The organism is Leptospira selangorensis (assembly GCF_004769405.1).
Classification (GTDB): domain Bacteria; phylum Spirochaetota; class Leptospiria; order Leptospirales; family Leptospiraceae; genus Leptospira_B; species Leptospira_B selangorensis.
The window spans coordinates 630673-649763 of the sequence record NZ_RQES01000005.1; the positions used below are offsets into that span (position 1 = coordinate 630673).

Genomic DNA, 19091 nt, shown 5'->3' on the forward strand with positions numbered 1-19091 from the left:
CTACAATGGATATAGCTACAATCATAGGTTTCGGCTCTGCAGTCGTAGTATTCGCTTTCGGGATTCTTTCCGCCGGTTTGAACCCGATCGATATCGTGGACGTACCTTCCGTATTGATCACATTCGGAGGAGCTACCGCTTGTACGGTGATGGCCGTACCTTGGCAAAATACTTTGGAATTGGGCAAGGTAACTCGTAAGGCTTTTAGAGAAGAAAAAAGCGATCTAATCGGACTCATTAAAACATTGGTTTCCTTCTCCGAAAAAGCAAGGAGAGAAGGTCTACTCGCGTTAGAAGATGACGTGAACGAACTTCCTGAAGAATTTTTAAGAAAGGGAATTACCCTGGTCGTGGACGGAACGGATCCTGAACTCGTTCGCAATATTATGGAAACTGAAATGAGTAATATTGCATCCAGACACGGAGCCGGAAAAGCTTGGTGGGAAAACTGGGGAGCGCTTGCTCCAGCATTCGGGATGATCGGAACTCTGATCGGACTCGTTCAGATGTTAAAGAACCTTGGATCCGGAGACGCGAGCGCGATCGGAACAGGGATGGCGGCAGCTTTGATCACCACATTGTACGGATCCATGGGAGCGAACATGATTGCGATCCCGATCATGAAAAAACTCATGCGTAAATCCGAAGACGAACTATTAGTAAGACAGATCATGATAGAAGGTACACTCTCCATACAATCAGGAGACAACCCTCGTATCGTGAAAGACAAACTCGCAAGTTATCTGCCACCTGGCGAACGCGGCGTATTGAAAGACGAAAACGATTAAGATTTATTTCGGAAGAAGAATATGGCAAAACAGAAATGTCCAGAGTGTATCCAGAATATTCCAGAGTACATGCTTACTTATGGAGACATGGTTACACTTCTTCTTTGCTTCTTCATTATGTTATACCGTACAGGTAAAACGAATGCGATAGAAATGCAGATCATTCTATCCGCATTCAAGACAACTACAGGATTTTTCGACGGCGGCCAAACTCTTTCCAAAGGAAAATTGGAAGAGATGGGAATGAATATAGAAAGTCTTCCTTCCATGACTACTGGAAAGGCACTTTCTAAATCCAAGAAGACCGCTACGGAATTATTTAAGCCCGAGATAGAAGCAGGGAAAGTGCGAGTAACTGAAGACGAAAGAGGTCTTGTGATCAGCTTAGTTGGAGCCGATTATTTTAATCCTGGCTCTGCAATTTTACAGGAACCGATCAAAGGCACATTAAAAAAAGCCAGCGGACTCATTAAGGGACTCGAAAGATTCGTACGGGTAGAAGGTCACTGCGACGCAGATGCGGTGCTCCCCGGCGCAAATCCTAGCAGGGAAGAAAGAACTTATTTAAATAATTGGGACCTTGCAGGAGCAAGAGCGATCAACTCCACGGATTATATCGTGGGAGTTGGGAAATTGGATCCGAGTTGGTTCCAAGCAGTGAGTTTCGGATCTTATAGGCCTTTGGTTGTGGAGAACCTAGGAACTCCGGAAGCAAAAGCATTCAATAGAAGAATTGATATCGTAATTTTAACGGAAAAATCCACCAAACGAAGCGACTACGAATCCAATTTCGGCCTACCAAAAAGCCGTGTTCCAGGTTCAGAAACTTCCACCGAAAGTGGATTATAGTAGAGTAAAAGGAGAATACCCATGGGCGATCCCGAAATAGACGAGGAAGAAGGCGGTTTACCCGCGGCGGATGCCGGCGCCGGCTCGTCTCCGCTCATCAAATGGCTGATCTATATTGCCGGTGCCGTATTCGGAATTATCATAGTTGTACTTGTTTCCATGTTTGTTGCGAAACAAGCGGCGACTAGTACTTTCCGTGAAATGAAAAACGTAGCCTTAGTAAAACCTCCTCCGCCATTAATGACCTTCCAATTTCAGGAAGAGTTCAGGATCAATACCGCGGATAAAGGGGAAACTCACTTCGTGAAGATGAAATTATCTTTCGGAGTTGCGAGAGACGATGCTAAGATCACTGCGGAACTTGCGGAAAGGATCGCTCAGATGAGAGACTTGGTGAACCTAATCATAGGAAGAAAAACCAAGGACGATCTGATCGACGTTGAAGATCAGTTAGATCTGAGAGAAGAGATCAAGGCTCAGATCAATCATATTCTCTCCGACGGAAAGATCCAAGAAGTTTACTTCACAGAATTTATCGTCAACTGATGACAAAACCGAAAATCCTAGGGGTCATACCCGCAAGATATGGAAGTTCCCGATTTCCTGGCAAACCATTGGCCAAGATCGGGGACCTTCCTATGATCGCCTGGACATATAAGAATTCCTTAAAATCTTCTCTCCTTCATGATGTAGTAGTTGCCACTGACGACGAAAGAATCTTACAGATCGTTTCGGAGAATGGTGGTAAGGCGGTAATGACTTCTCCCGATCATCCTTCCGGAACGGATAGGATCAGAGAAGTTGCACTCAAATATCCGGACTCAGGAATTATAATCAATATCCAAGGTGACGAACCTGGAATCGAATCCGAACTCATAGACGGAGTTGCAAAACTCAAATTGGAAAGACCGGATTGGGCGATGAGCACCGCAGCAGTTCAATTAGAAGAAAACGAGATCCAAGATCCGAACAGGGTCAAAGTGGTCTTGGACAAAAACGGAAGAGCGTTATACTTCTCCCGGTCTGCAATCCCTAGCCAATTTAAAAAAACAGTCCCGGCGTATAGACATCTGGGAATTTACGGATACGATAGAGACTTCTTACTTGGATATCCCGATCTTCCCCCAAGCGCATTAGAAGAATCTGAATCACTAGAACAATTGAGAGCAATGGAAGCAGGACATTCTATCGGAGTGTATATCGCAAATCGCGCCGCATTAAGTGTGGATACACCTGAAGATCTGGAATTAGTAGTGGAAGATTTTAAGAAGAAGGGACTGATCCCTTAACTAAGAGCTTCTTGCAGAGTGTTATGGATTAAAACGAAATCCGTAAGACCAACGATATCCATCACTTTTCTGAAATGATCGTTTAGACCTGCAAATTCAATTTTAGAAGAAGACTCACTTGCTTTGGTGATCAAACTGATCAAGGTAGCAAGTCCCGCCGAATTGATGTAAGACGTTCCGTGGAAATTCAGAATCACCCTGGTCCTACGTTGTTCGGGAATGGACTGGTATTTTCCCAAAATTTCGTCATCTGCCTCGGAGGTAATTTCTCCGGAGATATGGATCACCGGAACATTAGGTTCAAGATCCACGTTTATTTTGAATTCGTCAGACATCTGCCTTATTTAGCACAAAAGACCTTCCCTCTCGAAGACAGTCAATCCCGTTTCCTCGGAAAAACCGACCGCCTACTGGAAGTAATCCGTTAAACGTAGTGCTCTAGCTCCTCCGGAGAAAGTCTGTCGAAAATCTGGCCGCATTGGGAACATTGAAATGAAACAGTAGTAGGTTTGGAAGAAATCCCGAAAAGGATCAAAAACCAGGCCCAATTACCGTAAGTTTTCACTTCTCTGGAAAGAGGGGATTTCCTGTCCGTTCCGCAACTGTCGCAATGTGGTAAAGAAGAGGATTGGCTCACAAAGCTAGGTTGAAATGGGGGTGGAAAACTTCCAGAAGAAAAGTGGGAAAAAATCAAGAAGGGAGTCATTTCGGACTCCCTAAGAATTTGAATTAATTTTGGTTTAGGTGGATTACGTACTTAGCAATTTTTTTAAGTTTTTCGTCACCTAAGAACTTGTAGGAAGTCATCACAGGGTTGCTTGGAATTCCATTGTTCAAAGTTTTCAGAATTCCTGCTTCTGTTGGACCATTTTTCCATTCGTTAGCAGGTGCTTTGTAATTTCTTGGTTTTGGATTTAAGCTAGCTGCAGCTGCTCCGTCTCCAGCGCCTGTATCTCCGTGGCATGCGTTACATCCGTTTTCAAGAAAAAGTTTTTTACCTTCTTCTACTTCAGGACTTAAAGTTGCTGCGCTTGCTACAGGTGCAGCTTCTTCTTTCGGCTTTTCTTTATCTCCGCAGTTCAATAGGAAGATGAGGGAGAGAATGGAAACAAAAAGGGAAATCAGGATTGCCCGAGTCTTCATGGATTACTCCTTTATATTGGTTCCAAGTTTCTTTTTCAGAAAGAGAAAGCAAAGAACTTTTTGTCACGGTATTGTCGGCGCGATATTCGCAAAGGATTTCGAGTAAAGAGTAGAAGGGCCCGAAAATTGACTTTTGTCAAAATATCCGGAGATGATTCTTAATATCGATTTCTAAGAATGGAAAAGAATCGGACTTATTGGTTTTTTGTAAAACAAAAGCGGGGTAAGTCCCACCCCGCTTTCTTTTTTAGATCAAGCGGGTTTAAAAATAAATCCCGTAGAAGTTTCTGTTCTATCGAAAAGAACAGGCATGTCGATCGCAACAGATTCAGTGACAGGTTTACCTTGGTATTCTCCTTCGATAATACTCATGGTTTTTGCGCCTTCTTCTAATTCGATGACTGCAAGAACGTAAGGCGCTCTTGGTGCCAAATGTCCGAAACCGACATGAACTACTGTGTAAGTATAAACCTTTCCTTTACCTGAAAAAGTTTTAGCTTCCACATCTTCAGATCCGCAGCTCGTGCAAGAAACAACAGGATCAGTAGCTTCGAATCCACAAGACTTACATTTTTTTCCGGTTAAAGAATGAGCTTCCATAACTTCAGCCATTATTCCCCCCTTTGCAGGATATGCACTATACTAACTGCGCCCGGGCCGCCTAAAACGTGAGTTAGAGCAGTGCGAGCATTTGCAACTTGTCGTTTTTCAGATTGATCTCTAAGTTGAAAAGTCATCTCTACAACTTGCCCAACACCAGTAGCACCAACTGGATGGCCTTTTGCTTTTAAACCACCTGAAGTGTTTACAGGAAGTTTTCCGCCTAATCGAGTATGGCCATCTTTAGTGAACTGACCACCTTTTCCTTTTTCAACAAAGCCAAGATCTTCTATATTAATGATCTCGGTGATGGTGAAACAGTCATGGCATTCCAGAACATCGATGTCCTTTCTTTCCACACCGGCCATTTTAAATGCCTCAGTAGCAGCTTGAACTGATGCGGGGAAGCTTACGGAATCTTTTTTAAGAGCCACATTGAAGTAATCCCCGCCGATCCCGGAGCCTTTTACTACAACATAGTCCTTACGAACCGACTTTGCTTTTTCTTTGGTAGTGATCACAACTGCAGCAGAAGCATCCGTAACCAGGGAAACATCATGAAAACCGAATGGAGTAGTTACCATTCTTGCTCTCATGATATTATTGAAAGAAATCTCTTTTTGTTTATGAGCAAATGGATTTAAGCTACCGTGGAAATAGTTTTTTTCCGCAACAGTTGCCAACATTTCCTTAGTGGTGCCGAACTCATGCATATGGCGGATAGCATTCAATGCAAAACCGGAAGGACCGGAAATACAATATCCACCTTCTACATCTTGGTCTTGTCCTCTTGCTACGATTTCCATCGTAGTTTCCGGATCTAGGCCGTTCATTTTTTCTACACCCAGAACTAAAACCGTATCGTATAGACCGGATGCAACTGCAAGAACGCCCTGTCTCATTGCGATCCCACCGGAAGCACAAGCTCCTTCGGTGCGGATTGCGGGACGATCACCTAATCCAAGTAAGTTGGCTGCATAAGAACCCATTGTGTTTTGAGCGTTAAATTCATTGCCAGCGTAGTTTCCAACATAAACAGCTTGGATTTCCTTTCTGTCTATGCCTGAATCTTTGATGGCTCCGTTACCTGCTTCTGTGACTAAATCGCGAAGAGTTCTGTCTTTATGATTACCGTGAACCGTTTCGTAGGCCCCGATGATTGCTACTTCTCTCATGATTAACTCCTTACATTCCGATACCGGCGCCGCCGTCTACACGAAGGAAAACACCAGTGATATAAGATGCTTTATCTGAAAGGAAAAATTCCACTGCGTTAGCAATCTCTTGTTGAGTTCCCGGTCTTTTCAAAGGAATGAACATAGGATCGGTAAGTTTTTTCTGAACTTCTTCAGGAAGAGAAGCAGTCATATCCGTTTGCACATAACCAGGGCAAACCGCATTTACTAAAACGTTTCTACCTGAAAATTCTCTTGCTGCAACTTTAGTAAGGGCTATCACAGCAGCTTTTGAAGAAGAGTAGTTTGCTTGGCCAGGTTGACCAGAAAGACCTGAAAGAGAAGAGATATTCACAATTCTACCGGAAGGAGCTTTTAAAAGAAGTTTAGAAGCGTATTTGGTCATCAAGAACACACCTTTCGCGTTCACATCCATCACGAAATCATACTCTTGCTCGCTCATTCTGATAAAAAGATTATCTTTTAGAACTCCAGCGTTGTTTACTAAGAAATCCAGTTTACCGAATTTCTCTTTAACAGCATTAATAGCAGCGTCACAATCTTCAGGTTTAGTAACATTTACTGGAATACCTAATGTTTTAACGCCGAATTCTTTAGCGATATCAGCGGCCGCCTGCTCGATATGCTCTTTATTTAAGTCTACTACGACTACATCCCCACCATCTCTTGCGATAGTATTGGCGATAGCGCGGCCTAAACCTCTGGGAGATGCAGCTCCAGTTACTAATGCAACTTTACCTTCGAATTGTTTTGCCATTTGGATCCCTCTTATGTCCTCGGATAACGAAATTTTGAACTTGCGGATCGTACAGATAGAATTCGATCCGTTTGAAGTAGAACGATTGTTCTGGTAAAAGATGGATTGTACCTGGATTCCCGACAAGAAAAATTCATCGGATTATCAGTCCCTAAAACAGTGTTCGTTTTTGTTGAACATTTGTTCGCAAGATGTAGGGGGAGTGGGGGTTTTAGAGTTTAGGTTGGATATGTCTCATTTTTTTTTGGGAGATTATTATGTTGGGAAGTTTTTAGGGGGAGTAAATATTATGAATATATAATATATACTTGTTGGAAGTTTTGAGTTAAGTTGGCGCATATTCGCCCATGCGCATTGAGGACCAGGAAAACTTATTTTGCTGCTTGTAAGCTCCAAAAAAAGTAATAGACCCGAACCTTTCTCCGCCCATTCTTTCCCTAAGTATTTTCCTTCGGATTATTGAATGTTCTCCTCCTTCCACTTCGTTTATCTCGCTTTATTCATCCTTCTCGCCTTCCTCGTTTATTATTTTATAGAAGTAGTAGAAAAACCTGTTCTCCAGTTCAGTGAAGGAGAGTTTGTAAGGAGGGTAATTGCAGATTCTCCCCGCTTAACTAGAAAATATTTTCCTACGATCTGGTGTTTTAATAATCATCTAATGCTGGCTCTCTTACTTTTTAGAGAACATCGTTCCAAATTTTTTCATTACGATAAGATCGAACAGCTTAAAATGAAGGACGGTGGTGTCACTGGACTTGCCTGGTCCAATATTAAAGGAAAGAAAAAGACGGATTCCGATCCAATTGCGATCGTCTTTCATACAATCAGTGGGGACGAACAAGATGTTAAATCTATTGTGAAAACGATTCGAGCTCAGCTGAATTGGGCTTCCGTGGTTTGTATTAGAAGAGGACATGGGAATCTTCCACTTTCTAAGCCGCAAATAAACACGATGGGGTCTAGTTCGGATTTAAAAGAGCAACTCTCTTACATTAAGAAAAAATTTCCGAATAGTCCTTTGTTTGGAGTGGGGATCTCTGCGGGTTCCGGATTGCTTGCTCGATACCTAGGTGAATCCGGTACTAAAAGTTTATTGGATGCTGCAGTTGCGATTTCACCCGCATATGATATCGAAAAAGCATTTCATAGGGTTCATCCGGTTTATAGTAAGATCATGGGCCAAAGACTGATTAATTATTTTTTGAAACGTCATTATGAAACCTTATCTTCCCTAGGAGGATTTCAAGAAGTGTTGGAATCAAAAACCTTAGGTGAATTCCAGGATCGTTTGCACAGCCTTTCTGGTTTTGACGATAAGGAAGAATATTACCGGCATTCGAACCCTGCATTGGTAATGAAAAATATCCGAACTCCAATCATGATCTTGAATGCAAAGGATGATCCTATCTGTGTAAACCAGAATGTTTTAGAGAATTTGCATTGGCTGGAAAATCTTCCTAATTCGATCCATGTTTATACAAAAAGAGGAAGCCATATTGCATATTTTGAAGGATGGAAAGCGATATCTTGGTCGGATCATCTTGTCTGCGAATATTTTAAAGCGGTTGAAGACCAATTGCCTAAAAATAAAAAGAAATTAAAAACTAAGACTGCGAAAAAGCGTTAACTGCTTTGCGCAACTTCGACCTTGCGCTCTTCTCTACCTTTCCAACGTCACGATTTCCACCTTCTCAAGTCTTTGCTTGGAAACTTCTTTCCAACCATTTTGTTTGAATTCCTGTTCTAATCGATAGTCTGAACCAGGTACGTAATCTTCTTCCTCAGGAGGGGCTCCATAGGATTCGAGTAAAGCAGTTGTAGATGGTTCATAACGAACTAGGTCGATAATGGAAACTTTTGGGGTTATAAATTGCACAAATTTTTTTGGATCTTCTCTTCTATCTGGAAATAAAACTTTTCTGTGCAAAATTTCTTGGCCGTATAAAATTTCAATGTTTGGCTGTTGAACAACGGTAATCTCGGTTTTTTGATTCTTGAGCCAAGTATTGTATTTTATGAATGCTTTTGAATACTGGATCTGAACAGTCATGTATATTAAGGAAACTGCTATACTTAAACAAAGTAGTGTTATTGCGCTGATTTTAATTTTTCGTCCAAACTCAAGTAAAAGTTTCTTAGAGTTTTCTGAAAAAGTAAGTAAGACGATCGGTACACTGATCCAAGAAAGATAACGTGTTCCCCAGTCAAGATTAGCATCATTTGGCGCGAACAATACAATTGCAACGAGAGAAAAAAAAGAGGCCATTAAAAGGAATTTGAACTTCTTTTCCATAGTCCGAAATTTTAAGACGAAAAGGAAGAAGGCGAGGATGATCCAAGGAGAGAATAATAGAAAACCGATTCTTCCATTGGCAAAAAGTAAGAGGGATAGAGTCTTATTTCTTTCTTGGGTCAAAAGTTTTTGCGAATTTCCAGCGATACGTGTACCTAATACAGAATCATATAAAGAATAATTGACGATCACGAATGTAATAACCGCTAGTCCGGAGCATATGAGTATAACGAGACGGCTTTTATCGAAATCTTCCTTATCATTGGAATTACGATTTAAAAAGAAATCTATCAGTTGAAAAGCACCTAAGAAAAAGGGTAAAAAAATGTTTTCAGGGCGGAAGAAGATAGCTAAACCGCATAAAAATCCGACCAAACCATTTACTAGAAAGGAAGAAGCTGGCTTGTCGTAAAAAGAAACTAATATAGTAGTTAGTAAAAAAGTGATCGCATAATCTGGAAATGCCATGGAATGGAAAAAGCAGGGCCCAAGCGTTAAAGCTAATATTCCAATCCAACTGACACCGGATCGAAATTTCAAGATCGATATACTTATCAGAAAAAGTATAAGAGACATGTAATACAAAAGGCTATAATTTCCAAGCAGCCCAAAGATCGAGGCAACCAAAGAAAAGGCGACGGGAAAGACCCCAACAACTCGGGTAGGTAAATCTCCTCTCCCTCTATGAAAATAAGAGCATTGGCCTAGATCTTTTAAGGCAGGACAAGTAGAGGATTCAGATTGGAAGTTCGAATCAATGAGGGCTTGCGCTTGTATCATTTTACGTTGGTTATCTGATACCAAAATTGACTCTGGATGGATTTTAAAAATAAATATTAGAATGAAAAGAATACTAGCACCGATAGCTAAAAGATTATAATCAAATTTTTTTAAGGAAAACGACATTTTATCCTCTATAATATAGCATTTTTTTTTATAAAGTGGATATGAATAGAAATATTTTAGGCATATAGATTTTGAAACGGTCGATTGTAACTTCTGCGTAATCGCTTCCAAACTTTGAATTATTATAAACTCGAAACTGGAAAAACCGCTCTATTATAAATCCTCACATCGTCGATACTTCCTTCAAAAAGTTGAGAAGATATGTTGGATAGACCCAATTGGAAAAAGTTGTTCGTAGCCCACGGACGATTTACTCCGAAAGTTCCGGAGTTCACTAAGACGTTATTCACATATAAAGAAGCGGTTAATCTTTGGATATCCCAAGTGAAGACCATATGATACCAAACATCTTCAGGATATTCTCCGCAATCAGTGCCGACATCCACATCTCCTGAACCTCCGTTATTCGTGAAAGCTCTAAGTCTTCCGCTACAAGAACCTGCGGTCAGCGCATATAATTGAAGACCTAATCCCGAACCTTGGCTTAAAAACATGAATTCGTTCCCGTTGTTTCCGGGAGGATATTTCCCCTTTACCCAAGCGCTGACCGTGAATGAGGAAACTGTCCCGTCGAAAAAGAGAGGCCCTTGCGCAGAGGATTGGTGATAGCCTCCTAAGCCATCATAATAATATGCTTTTCCAGGAAATCCGAATCGATCCGCAGTTAATGTAGGGGTTCCACTTACGGTTGTTAGGTCTAAACCGCCTACTATATCTCGAGTATCTCCGTCTAACGGCCAATAATGGACTAGTCCGATGGAAGAATCCAATAAAGTGAGTTGGACTAAATCTAAAAACGCATGTTTGTCTTTTTGTTCTTGGTTTGTTAAGAGAAGATAAGTTCCGCAGTTTATAAAGTAGAAGGGGAGTAGAATTGCAAAAATCAGGATTCGCATGGAATTTTCGTATTTATTATAACCAGCCAATCCTGGACCTTTTTCATTTTAACTCAATGAAGCATAATGAAATTATAGGGAAAACGTTTTTTGGTCCTTCTACATTATAAATTCGGAATCAAACTTTGAGGAAAAACTGCTTCCGAGTTAGGTTATGTCGAAATTATAACATTGCCAATTTCCTTGGGTTCTCTTACAAGGAAACCATGTATGATATCCCACTTGTCCAATTAGGTCCCGTTAAAGCAGCACGCATTCCTGGTGATCCGCAAGGTCCCTATGTCATCTTTATGCATGGTTACGGTGCAAACGCGTTCGACCTTCTTCCTTTGTATTCATATATGGACGTTCCTGAGGGCACGAATTTTATTTTTCCGGATGGGATCTTAGAAGTCCCGATCGCACCGGGTTATAATGGTAAGGCTTGGTTCCCTATCGATATGGAAGCATTACAAAGGGCAATGGTTGCGGGAGGTTCTAGGGAACTTTTCGAACGTTATCCGGCCGGTCTGGCAGAGGCCAAACAAAAGGTAGAAGAGATGATCCAGGCCTTGGATGTCCCAATGGATCGTATTATCTTGGGTGGTTTTTCGCAAGGATCCATGCTTGCGACTGAGATTACCCTTAAGGCAGAGAAAAAGCCCAAAGGTCTTGTCATTCTGTCGGGAACTTTATTGGATGAAACTCATTGGTCCCAATATGCAAAACAAACTCCGGGCTATAAATTTTTTCAAAGTCATGGTAGAATGGACCCTGTGCTTGGTTATCCCGCCGCAAAAAGATTAGAAACAGTGTTAAAAGATGCAGGCTGGGTAGGTGAGCTACTGGCATTTCCGGGTGGACATGAAATCCCGGAGATAGTATTACACGGTATGAACCGCTATTTGCGAGAACTGTTCGAATGACCCATCTGATAGAAAAATACGTAGCCCTCAAAAACAAATACCGCAACTACGATACCAAAGAAGCTTTGAGGAGAATGCAGGCTTGCCGCATCGCTTTAAAGGAATTAGAAGACAAAGGTTTTCGTACCGGTGTGGAAATTTTGGGTTCGATCAATTTTGGGATCGTAGAACCTTCTTCGGATATTGATTGTATTCTATTACATTATTGTGATTTACATAAGGACCAAGAATGTCCTGAATATTGTCCTAATTTTTTATATGAGTCCGAAGAGATCAAAGCCAGCCTCCGTAGAAGATTGAGAAATGAAAATCTTAAAATAGAATTTTTAGATTGTATCAATCTTAGAATGGTGGAGAGAGCACTTGACGCGGGTAATTGGAAAGATCACGAAGTTCTCCGAAGGCTTTTATTTTATAGAACTATTGGTCGTCCCGTAAATAGACCTCTCTTTATTCCTTACGCGGAGAAGTTAGAAGAGAATGAAGAATATATCAGAGATATTTTGGAATGGGGCTCGGAAGCTTTAAGTGTGTATCTTGGAACTTCAAGACATAGATTTTCTTTTAGTAAGTATAATGAAAGGATAGAAAGTTCAGGCCTTCAACTTCCTCACGGTCTAAAAGAAGAATTAGAAAGTTATTTGGAGCAGGGAGAAGGTTTCGAATCCAAAAACGGCGCAGAATCTTCCCATTTTAAGGATCCGGTTTAAGTTTATGCGTACCAAGCAGGTTTTTTTACTATTTACGATCTGCTTTTCGGCCTTTCTGGTTTCTTGTGCGATCAAATCCGAAAATTCCGGAGATCCAAACACACAAGCATATTATGAAAATGCGATTATTAATTGTTTTATCAGTGGATGCGATAAAGAGCTTATTATTACCGGAGGGAATTCTCTGCCAGAGGGAGGTTCTTTAGTTCTATCTATTTCTTTAGTTCATAAGCCTGATACTTCTGCGACATATAATTTTTCCAGTAGTAACCCTGCAATAGCTTCTGTTTCTCCATCAAGTCTGATATTCACTCCTTCCAATTATAATATTCCTCAAACCTTGACTATAACAGGAACTTCGGATGATTCGGATTCTACTGATAATTCCATTGTGATCTCTATCCTTACTCCAAACTCGGAGACAATTCCATATTCAATATTACAAAAGGATAATGATAAATTCTTATTTGCTACAAATGCGACCTATGCTGGAAATTTTGGATCCGGTGGTTTTGCGGATTTTGTTTGTCAAAATGAAGCGAACAATTTGTTCGGCAGCGGACTTCCTTCCGGAACTTACAAAACTTTTGCAGTCGCAGGGACTTGGAGAAGGGCGATGCCTTCCAAGATTGATTGGGTTTTACTTCCGAATAAAGATTATATAGATTTTGCCGGCGGTACTTTTGTGAAAGCATTTGCAACGGATGCAAATGCATTATTTTCATTCGGCACTGGAAGCGGGATAAGTGCCACTGCCGCAGGATATTGGACCGGTTTACAAACCGATTGGACTACTGCAAATACATGTCAAGGTTGGACTTCTAATAACTCTATTGACCAAGGAAATTTTGCCAGTTCTGGCGATCCAAACGTGGGTGGAATATCCGCTGGAACTCCGGACTTCTGTAATTTGGCGAAATCAGTAGTATGCGTTCAGCAATAATTCGTTTCTTAATATAGATTAAGAAACTTTCGTTTTTTCGGTGACCTGGACCGGATCGGAAAGATGACGAATGTCCATACCTGTATTCAATCGAACCAGCTCTTCTGCGATGTTTACCGCATAGTCTCCGGCTCTTTCTATCCCTAAGATCATCCTGTATAAGTCCGCGAATTGATTTTTATCCAATCTCGGATCCAATACGAATTTTAAGAATGCTGCATGACATAGATTATTCAGTTCTTCCTCTACGGTATGAACCGAACCATAAAATCTGTTTTTCTCTTCTACTAAGGATTCTACTGCCATTCCCACAAGTGTAACTACTCTGGAGAGCATCTTGTCTAAAATTTCTTCCTGTCTGAAAAACCCTTTAGGAAGAAGTCCTCTTCTATAGCAGGTGGCACAGTTTACGATCTGGTCCCCCATTCTTTCTAAACTTCTGTTGATACGAATGGAAGAAAGTGCAAATCTAAGCGGATCTTTTTTGAGTATAACTTCTCCATCGATTTGGTCCATCCCGAGTAAGTTACGGTTTGCGATCGCTTCTAAGATCGCATTTTGAGAGAGGTTATCGTTTTGTTTTTCCAAACTATCGATCAGATCGTCTCTTTCGATTACTTGTTTAGCAAGATCGGGATTTTCCTGTTCGATTGCGTCGTCCAAGATCAGGACTTGTTCCAAACATAGCTCCGCCATTGCGTATAGATTTTTACGGAGGTAGTCGAACTTGGAAGCCATGTATCTCCGAAGGTTAACCTCAAATATACACGGCGGTCAAGATGTTTTTAAAATTAAAGAATGGAACGTACTAATATCACTAACATTGCAGCGAAACAAAGATATTGGATTATAAATCCGGTAAATCTTACGTTCACATTCCAAACCCCGCCTCCGCTTAAATGAGCGCTTGTTTGTAGGATCCGTGCTCCGAATACGATCCACGCGAGAAGATCGAAAGTATCGTTTTGGTATCCTGAAAGTATAAAGGTTAAAACTAAAACTGCAAAAACCGGAAGACCTTCTACACAGTTTAAATGAGCTCGGTGGATCCTCCAGTACAGATCGGAACCGTGTTGTATCCAAGCAGGGAACTCATTTGATTTTTTGGTGCCTGCCAATACCTGTGCTGTTCTAAAAGATACTACTATGAGTACAAGTAGAATGGTCCAGGCAGTAAAAGCGATTAATGGAAATAGAGAACTAAACATAGTCCGATAGAGAAAAGTCTAACGGAACAATTGGCAAGACAAATTTGATGAGTTAGAATGGAATACTAATATATATCGTTTTTGTTTCAAACAACATATATTAGCATTTTATAAAAGGATTAGTCTCCGTCTGCTGCCGGAGGAAGACTTGGAACGCCTAATGCGGAAAACGCGTCCACGTTAAAAAGGACTTTTAGTGTGGTAGCTAGGTTGTATATCGGTTTTACATTCGTATTGATACTTGTCCCTACCGAAGCTCCGTCAGTATCTATTTGAGCGTACAAATCATTAGAAGTATTGATCGCCGATTTTAAAGCGGCAATTGCGGCTTTGATATCCGTATCCAATTGAGAATTTTGAGCTTGGATCATCGTAGAAAGAGTAACGGCATCCGTATCCGCCGGATTTCCCTGGTATCCTAGTTCTAAACCTAAAAGATTTTCGTATAGATCTTGATAGGCATTCCTTGAGAAGGTGGCCTCTGTGGATTTAGGATTCGGATTTGTAGAACATCCAGGTGTTAAACAAGCCGGCCCTCCTAATTTCCCGTCCCAGATTTGGTACACTATATTTCCCAAGGATTGAACGTACGTATCGAACGCGACTCCTTGGTTGGGAAAATAAGATCCGTTTCCTGCGATAAAATTTCCTAAGAAATTCTCCCCAGAAGGATCCCAAGAATTATACAAACTATTCGCATCCTGATTGATCAATTGAGCGAGTGATTTAAGATATTCTAATCTTCTAGAACCTGCAGTGTTGACTGAATTAATCGAAGTTGCATCGTCGATCGTGCTTGCAAGACCGTCGGAAGAGAAGATAAGCATTTCCAAGGATTCGAATCCCTTATATATCACGGAACATGAAGCTAAATCCGTACTAGTCATAGGATTTGTAGTCGCACAAGCTGCGGTATTCGTGATCATTTTATTTACGTAAGTCCATAAAGGTCTCGCGGAAATAGTCTCGAAAGCATCCATTTTAACGTAATAGTTCTTAGTAGAAGGATAGGTTCCCGGACCGAAATAGAAAACTTCTACTCTTTTCAAGGAAACATGAGCCGCTTTCCAGGCGTTTTGCAATTCCCCCAAGGTTGTGGGGTTCTGAGAGGTATAATAAGCTAAAGCCTTGGTTTCTAAGGTAGCGGTGTCATTCTTAAGAGCGAGCAAGCTCGGTAGAACCACATTCGTTCCGGAATATTTTAACACTTTAGTATAATCCGCACCTGAGGAGAATAAAAAGGCCAGCGCTCCCGTATTAGAGCCTGATCCTCCTTCGCAACCGACTAAGGAAAAACAGGAGATTAATGATAAGATAATTATACTTTTATAATGTTTTTTCGCAGATTTGAGATTCATATTTTCCTCTCTTATAGGGATTCTAAGAATGTGATTAGTTGTTGTCTCTGAGCCGCAGTCAGGCTTTGGAAATTCCCGCGAGCCGTGTCTGCTTCTCCTCCATGCCATAGGATTGCTTCTTCAATCCCGTTTGCTCTTCCATCATGTAGAAGTCTTAAATGTCCGTTTACAGTTTGGATCAGGCCCAACCCCCAAAGAGGAGGAGTTCTCCATTCCTGGCCACTAGCATCGAAATCTGGTCTCCCGTCGGCTAACCCAGGGCCCATATCGTGAAGTAATAGATCAGTATACGGTTTGATATGCTGGTAGGAAATTTCCGGAAATCCGGAAACAAATCCCGTTTGAACATAAGGCTTATGACAACCTGCACAACCCACACTTGTAAAAAGAGCTTTTCCTGCGACTACATCAGTATCCGTAATATTTCTTCTGGAAGGAACTCCAACTAACATGCTATAGAATACGACTGCATCCACAAGATTTGCGGAAATTTCGATGCCATCGGTTCCTGCAGAATTCGTAATGCATGCAGTTTGAGTAGAAGGACAATTATCCGTAGGGAATAAAGGACTAGTGATTCCCATATCACCTAAAAATGCTCCTTGATTCTGTTGGAACAAACTAGGTTCGTTTGCTTTCCAGCCGAATCTTCCCAGGACTTTGGAACTGGTGAAAGTATCCCAAACCATATTCACTTTTCCTGATATACCATCTCCATCCGAATCGCTTGGATCCGCCCAGCCTAATATAGTGCTTTCAGGGATCGCTTGTAAAAGACCTAAGCCTGGGATCATAGGAGCGGTTCTTGGAGAGAAGTTAAAGCCGTTTACGGAAGAAGTAGGATCTCCGAACAGAGGGTTCCAAGTAAAAGTGTAAGTGGGTTGACTTAGGGTTACGTTAGTTCCTTCCGGATAGGTCGTGCTTCCGCTCGGATAATTGGGAGCAGCGATGGAACCATAAGATACCGAGGCAGCTCCTTCCGGAGGAGTGAAATTAGAGCCTGTGATACTTCCACTTCCTGTATCACAATTGAAATTGGAATCATAAACCGCCGGATTACAGCCCAAACCTTTATGGTTCAATTGAAGACCATAATTGTCCAGACCTATGGGGCCGCCCGTAGTGGAATTGGAACCGTTTTGAGAAAGACGGACTAAAATTCCAGGGAAATTATTCAAAGAACCCGAAGAAGGAGGAGCTCCTCTACCGTCGCCTTGATGGCAATTTTGGCAAGAGTTGGTATTAAAAGTAGGCCCGAGTCCTGCAGGTGAGCTACTTCCTTCTGAAACCCAAGGGATATTGAAGAAGGAGTTTCCTTTATTGAACTTGGTAGCTCCTCCTGATCTTAAATTTGCGGCACGAATATCGAATGAAAACGCATTTGAAACGAAGTTCGTAGTATAACCGCCGGAATATTCTTCACCTGGATCCACTGAACCATTAGCAGAATTTAAAGCGGCTAACAAAGCCATCGTGTTATTTCCGTTAGAAGGATCACATCCAAGTGAGAGTAACGCGATTATAAGAAATAAGATCGATCCTTTTGGATCGATTTGGTGTTTTTTATGGTCCCCGTTTTTGCGGGGACCTTTGTTTTTATCACAGTTCATTTTTATATATATGCCGGAAAATAAGAGTCCGACTCCCATACGTTCTAATCGCTTAGAGTCCTAAAACATTCTTCGCTCTGACTACGTTTTGAGCCAATGTAGTATTGATCAGTAAGCCTACATTTTCTAAAACGCTATGCTGGCTATCTGCAGGATGCATAATCACTTGATCGTAACGGTGAGATAAACTTCCGCCTGGACAAGAAGTGGTATAGTTGGGATCAGTAGTCTCATTATCAAGATTGATGCAGAACGTATCTCTTGCACTTTCAATTTGGGAAGTGACCGAGCCTTGGTTTTTGCTGCTTAGAAGATTAACTAGTCCGGCACCTGTGCTGATATTTACACCTTTCTTGATGCTGTAATTTCCGGTCCAGATATTATAGACACCTTGTGCATCATAATAGAAGTCCGCTTTAGTTGTATCACTGAAACAGGAATGTTCATCTTCTTGAAGTTCGCTATCTACGCCTGATAAACGATCTCCTCCCCATTCCTGAACCATGAATGAAGTAAGACCAGTGAATACTAACCCTAAAGAAGTGTCAGTATTTCCGGAAGTTAAGAAAGTATCTGTTCTATAAGTGCCCGAAGTGACTGCAGGATCCCATTGGTCTCTAACTTGTTGTAAATGACCGATCAAACCTTGGGTAACCGCCAAAATATAAGCTCTTCTATAACTAGGGATTCCACTTCCTGAAAAATCGGTTGCTGGTCTTTGCCCTGGAACAGTGTTGTCTCCACTGCTTGTATTGTCTTGTCCCCAAAGAAGATATTCGATTGCATGATAACCTGTCATGACCACTTTCTCAGTGTCGCCTTCGCTACCGGAAGCTAAGGTAGAATCTCCGTTTTTGGCATAGATATTTGCAAAAGTAGGGGTGGAAGATAAGCTACTAATATAATTGTCTATAACTACCTCGTCCAATGGCCATGCGTTAATCGCACCTTCACAGTCGTCAGTTCCGGAATAATCGGAACCGCCGGGAGCTCCACAATGACCTGTAGTTCCGTCGATTGGACCATCGCTGAAACGGAAAGCTTCCGTAACTAAGTAACTGGATCTTGCTACGACCCATGCGTTTCTGGCTGCAGTCAGATTCGTTTCGTTGGGAGTAGTAGTAAAAGTTGTAAGAGCGGTAAGTAAGCTTGCTGCATCCGTTGCTGCTTGGTTATAAGATTCATAAGCAAGATCAGCATAACGTGTAAGTGCTTCTGTTTTAGTTGCGCTGGCTGGAATATCCAAACCTAAAAGCGCCGCGGCTGAATTATCACTGCCTGGACCCCCGCAAGAAATCAGGGAACCGAACAGAATAACACTGAACAGAATTGAAAAAATTTTTGTGTGGATGTTCCGCATGGAAATCTCCTTAAAATTTGGGAAAAATCCCCGGTCCGGATAAAATCCGGCCGGGGCCAGAGATGAACTGTGGGGATGACTCCCTCCGGCTCCTGGGACAGGGACCGGCTTGATTTTGCAAGTGAGAATAAGTCTCAAAAAAAGTCAATAAGGTTTTTTCCTCATTCTACATTCCATCTCAGGCCACTTCGGGGAATTTTTATCTAAAATCCCGATTCGTTTCGGTTTATCCAGAGAGATTAACCCTTTTGGATTAAAAGAAACTGAGGCTGACTCTCAA

The 19091-nt window shown here is 41.6% G+C and carries 21 protein-coding genes; 8 read left to right on the plus strand and 13 right to left on the minus strand.

Translation table 11 applies throughout. The annotated features are described in order from the left end of the window. Nucleotides 1-5 precede the first annotated feature (5 nt). Genes EHO58_RS04550 through kdsB form a run of 4 tightly spaced genes read left to right on the plus strand, consistent with a single transcriptional unit; the run spans nt 6 to nt 2926 of the window. Nucleotides 6-788 (plus strand): motility protein A, encoded by a 783-nt coding sequence (locus EHO58_RS04550; RefSeq protein ID WP_100722752.1) that lies wholly within the window; start codon nt 6-8, stop codon nt 786-788. 21 nt (nt 789-809) lie between these two features. Continuing rightward, nucleotides 810-1637 (plus strand): flagellar motor protein MotB, encoded by an 828-nt coding sequence (gene motB, locus EHO58_RS04555; protein WP_135627539.1) that lies wholly within the window; start codon nt 810-812, stop codon nt 1635-1637. Nucleotides 1638-1658: 21 nt separating this feature from the next. Further along, complete coding sequence (locus EHO58_RS04560; RefSeq protein ID WP_008591739.1) at nt 1659-2183, plus strand: flagellar basal body-associated FliL family protein; 525 nt, start codon at nt 1659-1661, stop codon at nt 2181-2183. After that, nucleotides 2183-2926, plus strand: a complete 744-nt coding sequence (gene kdsB, locus EHO58_RS04565; protein ID WP_135678852.1) for a 3-deoxy-manno-octulosonate cytidylyltransferase — start codon at nt 2183-2185, stop codon at nt 2924-2926. The genes EHO58_RS04560 and kdsB overlap by 1 nt, the downstream gene beginning before the upstream one ends. Here the strand turns inward: kdsB and EHO58_RS04570 are convergent. The 6 genes from EHO58_RS04570 to EHO58_RS04595 all read right to left on the minus strand — a co-directional run bounded on the left by EHO58_RS04570 (nt 2923) and on the right by EHO58_RS04595 (nt 6622). Then, nucleotides 2923-3261 carry an STAS domain-containing protein gene (locus EHO58_RS04570; protein ID WP_020769614.1) on the minus strand — a complete coding sequence of 113 codons (339 nt, stop codon included), beginning with the start codon at nt 3259-3261 and terminating at the stop codon, nt 2923-2925. The genes kdsB and EHO58_RS04570 overlap by 4 nt on opposite strands. Nucleotides 3262-3350: 89 nt before the next feature. Then, nucleotides 3351-3563, minus strand: a complete 213-nt coding sequence (locus tag EHO58_RS04575) for a hypothetical protein (protein ID WP_086447183.1) — start codon at nt 3561-3563, stop codon at nt 3351-3353. A gap of 92 nt (nt 3564-3655) precedes the next feature. Next, on the minus strand, nt 3656-4069 hold the full coding sequence (locus tag EHO58_RS04580) for a c-type cytochrome (protein WP_135678853.1): 414 nt from the start codon (nt 4067-4069) through the stop codon (nt 3656-3658). Nucleotides 4070-4321: 252 nt separating this feature from the next. Beyond that, a complete protein-coding gene (locus tag EHO58_RS04585; protein WP_135627536.1) occupies nt 4322-4681 on the minus strand; it encodes a Zn-ribbon domain-containing OB-fold protein in 360 nt (119 codons plus the stop codon). Next, the gene (locus tag EHO58_RS04590) at nt 4681-5844 is read right to left on the minus strand and encodes a thiolase domain-containing protein (RefSeq protein ID WP_135666970.1); all 1164 of its coding nucleotides are present in this window, start codon (nt 5842-5844) and stop codon (nt 4681-4683) included. The genes EHO58_RS04585 and EHO58_RS04590 overlap by 1 nt, the downstream gene beginning before the upstream one ends. A gap of 10 nt (nt 5845-5854) precedes the next feature. Beyond that, nucleotides 5855-6622: a glucose 1-dehydrogenase gene (locus tag EHO58_RS04595; protein WP_086448525.1), complete on the minus strand. Its 768-nt coding sequence runs from the start codon at nt 6620-6622 to the stop codon at nt 5855-5857. Between the two features lie 463 nt (nt 6623-7085). Between EHO58_RS04595 and EHO58_RS04600 the strand changes: the two genes are divergently transcribed. Next, the gene (locus EHO58_RS04600; RefSeq protein ID WP_135678855.1) at nt 7086-8249 is read left to right on the plus strand and encodes a YheT family hydrolase; all 1164 of its coding nucleotides are present in this window, start codon (nt 7086-7088) and stop codon (nt 8247-8249) included. A gap of 33 nt (nt 8250-8282) precedes the next feature. On the opposite strand, the gene EHO58_RS19860 is transcribed toward EHO58_RS04600, so the two are convergent. Next, nucleotides 8283-9821, minus strand: coding sequence for an LA_3751/LA_3752 family putative glycosyltransferase (locus tag EHO58_RS19860; protein WP_425269426.1), 1539 nt, complete (start codon nt 9819-9821; stop codon nt 8283-8285). A gap of 122 nt (nt 9822-9943) precedes the next feature. Next, a complete protein-coding gene (locus EHO58_RS04610) occupies nt 9944-10717 on the minus strand; it encodes a LamG domain-containing protein (RefSeq protein WP_135678859.1) in 774 nt (257 codons plus the stop codon). Nucleotides 10718-10923: 206 nt separating this feature from the next. Here EHO58_RS04610 and EHO58_RS04615 point away from each other — a divergent pair, with 206 nt between their 5' ends. From EHO58_RS04615 to EHO58_RS04625, 3 genes are read left to right on the plus strand one after another with little or no spacing between them, the layout of a single operon-like run. Next, nucleotides 10924-11622, plus strand: a complete 699-nt coding sequence (locus tag EHO58_RS04615) for an alpha/beta hydrolase (protein ID WP_167483182.1) — start codon at nt 10924-10926, stop codon at nt 11620-11622. After that, a complete protein-coding gene (locus EHO58_RS04620) occupies nt 11619-12332 on the plus strand; it encodes a hypothetical protein (protein ID WP_135678861.1) in 714 nt (237 codons plus the stop codon). Before EHO58_RS04615 ends, EHO58_RS04620 begins: the two co-directional genes overlap by 4 nt. A 4-nt stretch (nt 12333-12336) precedes the next feature. After that, nucleotides 12337-13275, plus strand: coding sequence for a DUF1554 domain-containing protein (locus EHO58_RS04625; protein ID WP_135678863.1), 939 nt, complete (start codon nt 12337-12339; stop codon nt 13273-13275). Between the two features lie 18 nt (nt 13276-13293). Here EHO58_RS04625 and EHO58_RS04630 read toward each other — a convergent pair whose 3' ends face one another. The 5 genes from EHO58_RS04630 to EHO58_RS04650 form a co-directional block, all read right to left on the minus strand. Beyond that, nucleotides 13294-14013 carry a phosphate signaling complex PhoU family protein gene (locus tag EHO58_RS04630; RefSeq protein ID WP_100724850.1) on the minus strand — a complete coding sequence of 240 codons (720 nt, stop codon included), beginning with the start codon at nt 14011-14013 and terminating at the stop codon, nt 13294-13296. Between the two features lie 53 nt (nt 14014-14066). Next, nucleotides 14067-14483: an MAPEG family protein gene (locus EHO58_RS04635; protein WP_135625809.1), complete on the minus strand. Its 417-nt coding sequence runs from the start codon at nt 14481-14483 to the stop codon at nt 14067-14069. 119 nt (nt 14484-14602) lie between these two features. Further along, on the minus strand, nt 14603-15841 hold the full coding sequence (locus tag EHO58_RS04640; RefSeq protein ID WP_208728687.1) for an imelysin family protein: 1239 nt from the start codon (nt 15839-15841) through the stop codon (nt 14603-14605). A gap of 11 nt (nt 15842-15852) precedes the next feature. Beyond that, entirely contained in the window at nt 15853-17451 is a 1599-nt protein-coding gene (locus EHO58_RS04645; RefSeq protein ID WP_135678865.1) for a di-heme oxidoreductase family protein, read from the minus strand. Between the two features lie 52 nt (nt 17452-17503). Beyond that, the gene (locus tag EHO58_RS04650; RefSeq protein ID WP_135678867.1) at nt 17504-18811 is read right to left on the minus strand and encodes an imelysin family protein; all 1308 of its coding nucleotides are present in this window, start codon (nt 18809-18811) and stop codon (nt 17504-17506) included. Between the last annotated feature and the right edge of the window lie 280 nt (nt 18812-19091).

Coding starts and splice junctions, on each gene's coding strand:
- EHO58_RS04570 (WP_020769614.1), bottom strand. CDS start 3,261: ATGTCTGACGAATTCAAAATAAACGTGGATCTTGAACCTAATGTTCCG.
- EHO58_RS04635 (WP_135625809.1), bottom strand. CDS start 14,483: ATGTTTAGTTCTCTATTTCCATTAATCGCTTTTACTGCCTGGACCATT.
- EHO58_RS04550 (WP_100722752.1), top strand. CDS start 6: ATGGATATAGCTACAATCATAGGTTTCGGCTCTGCAGTCGTAGTATTC.
- EHO58_RS04620 (WP_135678861.1), top strand. CDS start 11,619: ATGACCCATCTGATAGAAAAATACGTAGCCCTCAAAAACAAATACCGC.
- EHO58_RS04630 (WP_100724850.1), bottom strand. CDS start 14,013: ATGGCTTCCAAGTTCGACTACCTCCGTAAAAATCTATACGCAATGGCG.
- EHO58_RS04625 (WP_135678863.1), top strand. CDS start 12,337: ATGCGTACCAAGCAGGTTTTTTTACTATTTACGATCTGCTTTTCGGCC.
- EHO58_RS04615 (WP_167483182.1), top strand. CDS start 10,924: ATGTATGATATCCCACTTGTCCAATTAGGTCCCGTTAAAGCAGCACGC.
- EHO58_RS04650 (WP_135678867.1), bottom strand. CDS start 18,811: ATGCGGAACATCCACACAAAAATTTTTTCAATTCTGTTCAGTGTTATT.
- EHO58_RS04600 (WP_135678855.1), top strand. CDS start 7,086: ATGTTCTCCTCCTTCCACTTCGTTTATCTCGCTTTATTCATCCTTCTC.
- EHO58_RS04590 (WP_135666970.1), bottom strand. CDS start 5,844: ATGAGAGAAGTAGCAATCATCGGGGCCTACGAAACGGTTCACGGTAAT.
- EHO58_RS04560 (WP_008591739.1), top strand. CDS start 1,659: ATGGGCGATCCCGAAATAGACGAGGAAGAAGGCGGTTTACCCGCGGCG.
- EHO58_RS04610 (WP_135678859.1), bottom strand. CDS start 10,717: ATGCGAATCCTGATTTTTGCAATTCTACTCCCCTTCTACTTTATAAAC.
- EHO58_RS04645 (WP_135678865.1), bottom strand. CDS start 17,451: ATGAACTGTGATAAAAACAAAGGTCCCCGCAAAAACGGGGACCATAAA.
- EHO58_RS04640 (WP_208728687.1), bottom strand. CDS start 15,841: ATGAATCTCAAATCTGCGAAAAAACATTATAAAAGTATAATTATCTTA.
- EHO58_RS04580 (WP_135678853.1), bottom strand. CDS start 4,069: ATGAAGACTCGGGCAATCCTGATTTCCCTTTTTGTTTCCATTCTCTCC.
- kdsB (WP_135678852.1), top strand. CDS start 2,183: ATGACAAAACCGAAAATCCTAGGGGTCATACCCGCAAGATATGGAAGT.
- EHO58_RS04585 (WP_135627536.1), bottom strand. CDS start 4,681: ATGGCTGAAGTTATGGAAGCTCATTCTTTAACCGGAAAAAAATGTAAG.
- EHO58_RS04595 (WP_086448525.1), bottom strand. CDS start 6,622: ATGGCAAAACAATTCGAAGGTAAAGTTGCATTAGTAACTGGAGCTGCA.
- EHO58_RS19860 (WP_425269426.1), bottom strand. CDS start 9,821: ATGTCGTTTTCCTTAAAAAAATTTGATTATAATCTTTTAGCTATCGGT.
- motB (WP_135627539.1), top strand. CDS start 810: ATGGCAAAACAGAAATGTCCAGAGTGTATCCAGAATATTCCAGAGTAC.